Here is a 9,151-nt window from a genome sequence, read left to right as displayed (position 1 = left end):
GGCATCACGCGGAGACTACGAGCGATGATCAGACGGCGCAGTGCGATCGAGCCAGCCATCGGCCACATGAAGACAGATGGCAAACTCGATCGGAACTGGCTGAAGGGAGCGCTCGGTGACGCGATGCACGCTGTGCTATGCGGCGCCGGTCACAACCTGCGGATGATCCTGAGGAAGCTGCGGCTTTTTTACGCCCTTGTTCTCATCGCCCTGTTCTTCGCTGTCGATCAGAGAGCATCCGCCCGCTGACGCCGATGTTGCCGATGACGGCCAAAACGAATTGTTCAGGGGCGACTCTTTAACGGCCTCGGGCAACGCCGGGTGGTCGGTCGAAAACGCAGTGGAAGAAGGCCGATCCTGTAAAGCTCATCGTTGCGGGCAACCGGCTGGAGATCGCACAGTGAAAGCCGTCGGCGGGACCAGCCAGGTCAGAGGGCTTTCGGGATAGCGCGGTCATTATGGACGGGCTATCCACCTGGCCGGCCATGTCTGTACCGAGACGCCGGATTGCGCGGCGCGGTCGGTAGCCGACTCAAGGTGCAACGTTGCACTTCGATCCGGGTTCCGGATGCTACGCCGAAAGCGCGCGACCGTAGTCCCCGTGTAGTCCCCACGGGTCAATTTCCGCCCCGCACAGGGGCAACGCATGCATACCGACGCGAAAACAAGGAAAGGCCAAAACAAAAGCCAAAAAACCAAAAAAGCTAAGGAAAATCCTGCATAGCAAGCCAATGCCGAATCATCCTCGCCTGATCCGCATCGAGCGACTTAAGCACCTGCTCAGCGGGCTCGCGCCGCAACGCCTCAACAACAGGCGCCAACGCAGCATCGCAAAGATGCCATATCCCAAGCGGCTGGTCCGGACTCGCCACCACATCCGCTTCGGCAATCATGCCGCCATCAATCACGGGCGCACGCCCCACATTCAACTCGTTGAAATCCGCGCTCACATGAGCGGGTCGGTCGTCAGGCCATGCCCCACGCGTTTGCCAGAAAGGCTGCGTAGTCCACCGCTGTTCGAGCGCATAGACATCGCGCCCGGTACGCGCGAAGCGCATGAACAACTGTTCGATGCGCTGCTGATGAAAGCGCAGTGCGAGCGGTGCACGCTCGGGCCGCGCGAGCAGCGTGTGGATCACGGCGGGCGCCTGCAACGCGGAAGTGAGCGACTGGAACACGCCATTGCCCGCGAGCGGATCGACGGCCATGGCGGCGTCGCCAACGCGCAGCCAGTTATACCCGCCGGTACGGCCGCACAGCGTCGCGGTGCTGCTACGTGCATAGAGACGCGCATCGTTCGCGGCGTCGCCGGCGAAGAAGTCGCTGGCTAGCGGCGAGTGCCGCATACGCTCGCAAAACGCGAGTAGCTCATCGCGCTTCGGAAGTTCGGGGTTCGTGACGTCGAGCGTCAATTGCCAGTAGCAGCGGCCGTCGCCCAGACGCGCCATCCATGCCCATCCCGCAGGCAGGCTTTCCACCGCAGTGGCGGCTGTGCCCGCACGGCCCTTCCATACGTTCAGCAGGCTCACGGTTTGCGGGCCGCGCGTGGCGTCGCGCAACAGTGGCGCGAGGCGGCCGCGCGCTTCGACAAGAAAGTCCGCGCGTAACGTGAGCGGTCCATCGGCGGTTTCGATCATGAGGTCGTGACCCGCGGAAGAGGACTGCAGCGAGCGCACGTTCGCCTCGATCATGTCCACGCCCGCGCTGCACAGGTCTTCGCGCAAGGCCGCATCGAACACGCGCCGATCCACGAGGAATTCTGCGTCGAGTGTTTGCAGCGCGCCGTTCCAGAGCGTGGTGCGCACGCACGGTCCTTCGCCGCAACTCGCTGCGCGATGCAGGCCCGCGCGGCGCAACGCTTCGATCACGCGTGCGGATAAGGCTTCGGCAGCATCGAAGCGGCGCCAGTCGCTCACCACCTGCACGTGATAACCGAACCCCACGAGCGCGCGCGCAACAGCTGCGCCCGCTGGTCCCGCGCCGAGCACGACAATGCTGGCGGTATTCATGACGCGCGCGCTCGCGAATGCACATACGCGAGCACGCTCGCGAACATGATGTGCGTGACGGCATGAAGGGGAGGGAAGTTACCGTGCATGCTGTCCCCCGTGGAATCATGGCGCATCGCTTCGCGACCCCTGCGCTGCGCTCGAAGTGAGTGAGACCTAATCTGGCATAGATGCCGCGATAAAGCTATCCGGTCAAAGGAGGATTTCAGTAGCGGAAATCCCGCATTCCCATGCGCAATGCGTATGAACGATCGTGCGCTGTAATTGCTTTGCGAATTGGCGATGCCTGCCGGGTAGCGGCATGCATCGATCGTCTGTATTCCTCACAAGGATGCTTCAATGCACTGCGGTAAAGCGGGGACAGGGCGTGATATGGCTAGCGAGGCGACGCTGCAGACGAATTGGCAGGAATGCCATCCTGCCATTCGCTCCAATGCGTGACGATGGTCTGCACGAGCGGATGGCCCGCGCGAAAGAGGTTTTCCAACGCAGGTGCGAAGCCGCCCTGGCTCGCATAGTTCAGCAGATTCGCCGCGTTCGATTCGCCGGCATGCGGACGATCGAAGTCCGATCCCGCTCGCAGCACGGCCACGCGATCGAGGTCCACGCGTTGCGCACGCGCCGCGCGGCTCAGTGCTTCGAACGTGGCGTTGTCCTCCTGCTGCGTCATGCAGTAAACGCCTTGTCCGCCGGTCAACTGGCGCGTGAACTCGCTCGCCCTCGCACCGAGCGCCTTGCCCGACCACCAGGTGTCGTCGGCGACCGAATCGCAACGGATCACAGTGGGCGGCCGGTTGGCGGGAGCGTACGCATATTTCGCGCGCGCGGCCTGAGCCTGCGTGCTATCGGCTAGTGGCACGTCGCGCGAGATCGCCCAGGCGGCTGACGTGAGCCTCGGGTTCAGGTGGAACACTTCGGTCCGATAGTCGAGCGCGGGCTTGTCGTTGGGACTTTTCGTATTGATGCCGAGATAACCGGTGCGCCAGCCGCGCGGGCGGCCATCGCCGTCGATCTCCCACTGCAGCCCGAAATCGACGAGCCACTCCGACCAGGCCGCCGAGCCGATCGTGCCGTGCTCGGGGTTTACGCCTGCAATGCCCGCGATGAGAAAGTAAGTCTTGCGCAGGTCGAACTGAGGCGCGAAGGCGAGGGCCATGGTCGAGGCGGCGGCGTTCGCGTGGCCCATGCCGGTCGTCATCACACAGACGTCGTCGGCATTGCATTGCACATTCGGGTAGTCGGGCGAGAGGCCTGCAATCGTCACGGACTCCCAGGGACCGAGGCGATCGAGCCATGTCTTCGCTTCGGGGGCGAACATCGTCACGATCATGACTTTAACCGGACGTCCATATGTAGCCGCGCCGCCTTGCGCGAAGGCCGTGGGTCCGGCGTCTTGCTGCGCTGAACGGGGCTGCGACGCGCAGGCAGCGAGCGTGAGCGCAGCGCAGACGAGCGTGAGGCGGGTTCGCATTGTGCAAGTCCTTTTGGTTGTACGCGTACCGGGCGGCCCGTTTGATCGGGCGAATATTCAGGAAAATACATTCGACTATGACAGTTTTGCGAAAGCGCGGCGTCGCGCGCGGTGCTGTTGCTGTCGCGTGGCACGCGAAGCGCATTTTTGCGCCAAGTTCCTATACTTCGACTAGTGCCCAACGGGGCAGCCTCGCCAATACGAAGCGACAAGGCCGCGCGGGCCACGATCCGCATGCGGCAGCACCAGGAGGGAGACATGGCACAATCCGCATCCGCGGCGCACGGGGATCTTGGCGACTCCGGCCCGCATCGCCCGGCGCTTCCCGCGCTCGCACTCGCCGCGCTTGGCGTGGTCTACGGCGACATCGGCACAAGCCCGCTCTACACGCTCGCCACTGTGTTCGATCCCGGCAATGGCCTCGCGGTCAATGCTTTCAATATCGTAGGCATCGTCTCGCTGATCTTCTGGTCGCTGATGATCGTCGTCTCGCTCAAATATGTCGCGCTCATCCTGCGCGCGAACAATCACGGCGAGGGCGGCATCATGGCGCTGCTCGCGCTCGCGGCTTCCTCGGTCGCGTCGCGGCCGCATCTGCGTGCCACGCTGCTCGTGATCGGCGTGATGGGCGCAGCCCTCTTCTTCGGTGACAGCGTGATCACGCCTGCCATCTCGGTGCTGAGCGCCGTAGAAGGCCTCGAAGTCGCCGAGCCCGGGCTCAAGACCTACGTGATTCCAGTGACGCTGACGGCGCTCATCGTGCTGTTCGTCACGCAAAAGCACGGCACCGGTGGCATCGGCGCCGTGTTCGGTCCGGTGATGGTGTTGTGGTTCGTCGTGATCGGCGTGGCGGGCGTGGCCAATATCCTCTCCGCGCCGGCTGTGCTGTTCGCGCTCGATCCGCGCGAGGGCATCGCGTTTTGCCTGCATCACCGCTGGCTCGCGTTCGTCGCGTTGGGCGCGGTCGTGCTCTCGCTTACCGGCGCCGAGGCCCTCTATGCCGACATGGGCCACTTCGGCAAGCAGCCTATTCGCCTCACGTGGTTCGGCATAGTGTTTCCCGCGCTCGCGCTCAATTACCTCGGGCAGGGCGCGCTGCTGCTGGCTAATCCCGGCGCGGTGCAAAACCCGTTCTACCGGCTCTTCCCGCAATGGTCCATCGTGCCGATGATCGTGCTTGCGACCGTCGCCACCGTCATCGCCTCGCAGGCCGTAATTTCGGGCACGTATTCCATGGCGATGCAGGCCATGCAACTCTCCTTCCTGCCGCGCATGAATATCGTGCACACCTCGGAGCGCGAAATCGGGCAGATCTACGTGCCCGGCATCAACTGGATCCTGCTCGTCGCCGTGGTCGCGGCGGTGGTGGGCTTCCGTTCGTCCACGGCGCTTGGCTCTGCTTACGGCATCGCCGTGACCGGCACCATGCTCATCACGACGTTCCTCACGTTCTTCGTCGTGCGTTACGCGTGGCACTACAACTGGGTGCTATGCGTGTTCGCCACGGCGTTCTTCTTCGCGATCGACGCCATGTTCTTCTCGGCCAACCTGCTCAAGATCGTGGACGGCGGCTGGTTCCCGCTCGTGATCGGCGGACTGATGTTCACGGTCATGGCGACCTGGGGCAAAGGCTGGGAAATGATGGCGGCCGAGGCGCGCGTGCGCGCCGGCAAGAAGCCTCTCAAGCCCTATCTGGCGACGCTGCTCGAGAGCAACCCTGTGCGTGTGGGCGGCACGGCGATCTTCCTCACGCCGAACGCCGACGCCGTGCCGCACGCGCTCGTGAACAACTTGCGGCACAACCGGGTGTTGCACGAACGCGTAGTATTCCTGAGCGTGAAGACGAAGAGTGTGCCATGGGTGGCCGAGAGCGAGCGAGTGGTGGTCGAACTGCTATGCCCGGGTTGCTACTGCGTTGTCGTCAATTACGGATTCAAGGACGAGGTGGACTTGCCATGCACGCTCGCCGCGTACAAGTCCGCGGATTTGACGTTCGATCTCGACGAGACATCGTGGTTCCTCAGCCGCGCCGTGGTGGTGCCGAAGCGCGGCCATGGCATGTCGCTTTGGCGTGAGCGCCTTTTCGCGGTGATGCTGCACAACGTCGGGAATATCGCCGCGTTCTTCAAGCTGCCGGCCAATCGCGTGATCGAGGTCGGCGCGCGCATCGAGATCTAGGCGTTTCGATGCGAGTGGGTTGTCGCGCAAACGCGTGCCAGGCTGTCGCGCTGACGGAAACTCAGGCGTAGGATGATCGGAATCGCATCGCAGTCATGTGGCAGCGGGCCGGTTGCAAGCGGCCCGCCGCATGACCGAAGGAGGGCCATCATGAGACGCCTCTATTTCCTCGCTCCCGACACCACCACGGCGCAGGCGATCGTAGACGATCTGCTGCGTGCGCGCATCACGTGGCGTCATATCCATGTGCTCGCCAATCACAGCGTGGGGCTCGAACGCTTGCCCGAGGCTTCGCTGCTGCAGCGCAGCGACGTCGTGCACGCGCTGGAGCGCGGCGTGATGTTCGGCGCGGCGACCGGCGCAATCGTCGGTCTCGTTGCGCTGATGTTTCCGCCCGCGAACTTCGATATCACGGGCGGGGTGGTCGTCGCGCTGACCCTCGCGGGCATGATATTCGGCGCGTGGGTGGCCGGCATGATCGGCGTGGACGAACCGAATACGCGGCTCGCGCGCTTCAATGGGCCGATCGAGGGCGGCCAGCTGCTGGTCATGGCCGATGTGCCCGGCTCGCGCGAAGCGGAGATCGAGGCGAACATCGCGCAGCATGTTCCGCGCGCCGACGTGGAAGGCGCGGAAGCGACGACGCCTATCTTTCCCTGAAAGCGCCGGGGCTTGAAAGCGAATCACTGCGGCCGGGCGGGCCTTGAGCGTCTGCCCACGCCGCTTGTCGTCCAATTCGCGCCCCATTTCATCTGCCTTGTCGCGGCTTTTTTAGGGCCGCAGCGTTCGGCCACTGACCGCCGAGGTTCAGTCGCGCCGCCCGCCCGCCGCCAATACCCCGCGCCCGGTGCCGGGCACGCCATTCCCTCGCCAAATCCGCATTTTGACCGGCTTGCGCCCGCGACAAGGCAAAATACGGGTTTTGAGCCCGTGCCGGGCTCGAGTTTCCCCTGCCGGCCGCCTCCTTCCAGGCATCGATCGGGCCTCGTTGCGAGCCCGGCAGGTCGGCTCGCCTTGTCTGCGAGCCCTCAAGCGATATTGGAGTCGTCTACATGCCCGAATCGAATCTGTCTTTCTTCGGCCGCCTTTCGGTCGCGCTGGGATCGTTCTTCGCGATCCTCGGCGACGGCGAACTCGCCGCCAACGTGCGCCGTCTGCGTGAAGGCGGGCTTGCACCCGCCGCCGCCGCGCCTGCGCCCGCCGCGGCTCCGGTCGCGAAGCCGGCGCCCGCACCCGCACCTGCACCCGCACCCACCGTCATCAAGGAAGCCACGCCCGACGCCGCTCTCCAGTTGCTCGGCCTGCTCCAGCGCAACGCGCGCTTCGTCGATTTCGTCGAGGAAGACATTGCCGGTTATGCCGATGCGGATATCGGCGCCGCCGCCCGCATCGTCCACGAAGGCTGCCGCGCCACGCTGCGCGACCACTTCTCGATCCGTCCGGTACGCAGCGAGTCCGAAGGCTCGCGCGTGACACTGCCGGCCGGCTTCGATGCCGCCGCCGTTCGCCTTACCGGCAACGTGGTGGGCGAGGCGCCGTTCAGCGGCAGCCTCACGCATCGCGGCTGGCGCGTCGAAGAGGTCAAGCTGCCGCAGCTCGTCAAGACGCACGACGCGCGCATCATCGCGCCGGCGGAGGTGGAACTGTGAGCGATCCGCGTTATTCGATTGGCGTCGACCTGGGCACGACGCATTGCGCGCTGTCCTACGTCGACCTCACCGCCAGCGATGGCGAAAAGACCCAGCAGGGCGTGCTGAATGTGACCCAGCTGACGGCGCCGGGCACGCTGGAATCCCCCGACCTGCTGCCTTCGTTTCTCTATCTGCCGCATGCGGGCGAGCTGACGCCGGGCGACCTCACGCTGCCGTGGACCACCACGCGCGAGTACGCTGTTGGCGAGCTCGCGCGCAGCCGTGGCGCGGGCACGCCGATCCGCCTCGTGTCGAGCGCGAAGAGCTGGTTGTGCCACCCCGGCGTGGATCGCCGCGCGGCCATTCTGCCCAACGACGCGCCGCCTGAAGTCACGCGCGTGTCGCCGCTCGAAAGCTCGGTCCGCTATCTCACGCATTTGCGCGAGGCCTGGGACCACGCGCATCCCGAGGCGCCGTTCGGCGAGCAGGAGATCACCGTCACGATTCCGGCCTCGTTCGACCCGGCCGCGCGCGAGCTGACGGCCGAGGCGGCGCAGGCGGCGGGCTACGCCAACATGACGCTGCTGGAAGAGCCGCAAGCGGCCCTCTATAGCTGGATCCAGAAAAGCGGCGGCGCGTGGCGCAAGGAAGTGAAGGTCGGCGACATCATCCTCGTCGTGGACGTGGGCGGCGGCACGACTGACCTTTCGCTGATCGCCGTGGTCGAGCGCGAAGGCAATCTCGAACTGCACCGCGTGGCCGTGGGCGAGCACATTCTGCTCGGCGGCGACAACATGGACCTCGCGCTGGCGCACGTCGTGGCGCGCAAGCTCGCGACCCAGGGCACGCAGGCCGATCCGTGGCAGCTGCGCGCGCTGACCTATGCATGCCGCTCGGCCAAGGAAACGCTGCTGAGCGACGCGACTGTCGATACGGTGCCGATCGTCGTGCCGAGCCGCGGCTCGAAGCTGATCGGCGGTTCGATCCGCACGGAACTCACGCGCGCCGAACTCACGCAGATCATTCTCGAAGGCTTCTTCCCGCAGGTGGACGCCGCCGCGCGTCCCGCCGTGCGCACGCGCGTGGGTCTCACGCAGCTTGGCCTGCCGTATGCGCAGGACGCGGGCGTCACGCGCCATCTCGCGGCCTTCCTCGGCCGCCAGGTGCAGGCGCTCGCCGAACTCGAAGGCTTTGGCGCGCCGCCCGCGGGCGCGACCTTCCTGTATCCCACGGCGGTCCTGTTCAACGGCGGCGTGTTCAAGTCGACGCTGCTCTCGCAACGCGTGCTCGATATCCTCAACAGCTGGCTCGCCGCTGAGGGCGCCGCGCCGGCGCGTCTGCTCGGCGGTGCCGATCTCGACCTCGCGGTGGCGCGCGGCGCGGCCTATTACGGCTACGTGAAGCGCGGCAAGGGCGTGCGCATTCGCGGCGGCACGGCGCGCGCGTATTACGTGGCCGTCGAATCGGCCATGCCGGCGGTGCCGGGCCTCGAGCCGCCGGTGTCGGCGCTCTGCGTCGCGCCGTTCGGCATGGAAGAGGGCACCGAGGCGGCGCTGCCGCCGCAAGAGTTCGGCCTCGTCGTGGGCGAGCCGGTGCACTTCCGTTTCTTCGGCTCTTCGGTGCGGCGCCTGGATCAGGTCGGCACGATGCTCGACTACTGGTCGCCCGAAGAATTGCAGGAGCTGGAGGAAATCCAGGCGACGCTGCCGACCGAAGGCCGCACGCCCGGCGAGGTCGTGCCCGTGAAGCTGCACGCGCGCGTGACGGAGGCGGGCACGCTGGAGCTTGAAGCCATGCCGAGCGGCACGAACGAGCGCTGGAAGGTCGAGTTCGACGTGCGTGGCGGAGCAGGCGGCTGAGTA

Annotated in this window: 6 protein-coding genes and 1 pseudogene; 5 read left to right on the top strand and 2 right to left on the bottom strand. The window is 65.5% G+C overall.

All coding sequences use genetic code 11. The annotated features are described in order from the left end of the window. Window positions 1–249: pseudogene (locus tag E1N52_RS39940) on the top strand (IS5/IS1182 family transposase); the annotation flags it as partial. Window positions 250–704: 455 nt separating this feature from the next. Here the strand turns inward: E1N52_RS39940 and qhpG are convergent. Next, window positions 705–2,009, bottom strand: a complete 1,305-nt coding sequence (gene qhpG, locus E1N52_RS39935; RefSeq protein ID WP_133190272.1) for a flavin-dependent monooxygenase QhpG — start codon at window positions 2,007–2,009, stop codon at window positions 705–707. 376 nt (window positions 2,010–2,385) lie between these two features. Beyond that, complete coding sequence (locus E1N52_RS39930; RefSeq protein WP_133190270.1) at window positions 2,386–3,480, bottom strand: purine-nucleoside phosphorylase; 1,095 nt, start codon at window positions 3,478–3,480, stop codon at window positions 2,386–2,388. Between the two features lie 258 nt (window positions 3,481–3,738). Between E1N52_RS39930 and E1N52_RS39925 the strand changes: the two genes are divergently transcribed. From E1N52_RS39925 to E1N52_RS39910, 4 genes are all read left to right on the top strand, one after another. Then, window positions 3,739–5,658 carry a potassium transporter Kup gene (locus E1N52_RS39925; RefSeq protein ID WP_133190268.1) on the top strand — a complete coding sequence of 640 codons (1,920 nt, stop codon included), beginning with the start codon at window positions 3,739–3,741 and terminating at the stop codon, window positions 5,656–5,658. A 150-nt stretch (window positions 5,659–5,808) separates the two neighbouring features. Further along, complete coding sequence (locus E1N52_RS39920) at window positions 5,809–6,318, top strand: DUF1269 domain-containing protein (RefSeq protein WP_133190266.1); 510 nt, start codon at window positions 5,809–5,811, stop codon at window positions 6,316–6,318. A 392-nt stretch (window positions 6,319–6,710) separates the two neighbouring features. Next, window positions 6,711–7,307, top strand: coding sequence for a DUF2760 domain-containing protein (locus E1N52_RS39915; protein ID WP_133190264.1), 597 nt, complete (start codon window positions 6,711–6,713; stop codon window positions 7,305–7,307). Then, window positions 7,304–9,148 carry an Hsp70 family protein gene (locus E1N52_RS39910; protein ID WP_133190262.1) on the top strand — a complete coding sequence of 615 codons (1,845 nt, stop codon included), beginning with the start codon at window positions 7,304–7,306 and terminating at the stop codon, window positions 9,146–9,148. Before E1N52_RS39915 ends, E1N52_RS39910 begins: the two co-directional genes overlap by 4 nt. Window positions 9,149–9,151 lie beyond the last annotated feature (3 nt).

The organism is Paraburkholderia guartelaensis (assembly GCF_004353905.1).
Lineage (GTDB): Bacteria > Pseudomonadota > Gammaproteobacteria > Burkholderiales > Burkholderiaceae > Paraburkholderia > Paraburkholderia guartelaensis.
Note: the sequence above shows the minus strand (reverse complement) of the source record. Positions and strands in the feature narration are given on the sequence as shown.

What these genes read in the sequence shown, in the direction of transcription:
- E1N52_RS39920 (WP_133190266.1), top strand. Translation starts at nt 5,809, where the DNA reads ATGAGACGCCTCTATTTCCTCGCTCCCGACACCACCACGGCGCAGGCG.
- qhpG (WP_133190272.1), bottom strand. Translation starts at nt 2,009, where the DNA reads ATGAATACCGCCAGCATTGTCGTGCTCGGCGCGGGACCAGCGGGCGCA.
- E1N52_RS39925 (WP_133190268.1), top strand. Translation starts at nt 3,739, where the DNA reads ATGGCACAATCCGCATCCGCGGCGCACGGGGATCTTGGCGACTCCGGC.
- E1N52_RS39915 (WP_133190264.1), top strand. Translation starts at nt 6,711, where the DNA reads ATGCCCGAATCGAATCTGTCTTTCTTCGGCCGCCTTTCGGTCGCGCTG.
- E1N52_RS39930 (WP_133190270.1), bottom strand. Translation starts at nt 3,480, where the DNA reads ATGCGAACCCGCCTCACGCTCGTCTGCGCTGCGCTCACGCTCGCTGCC.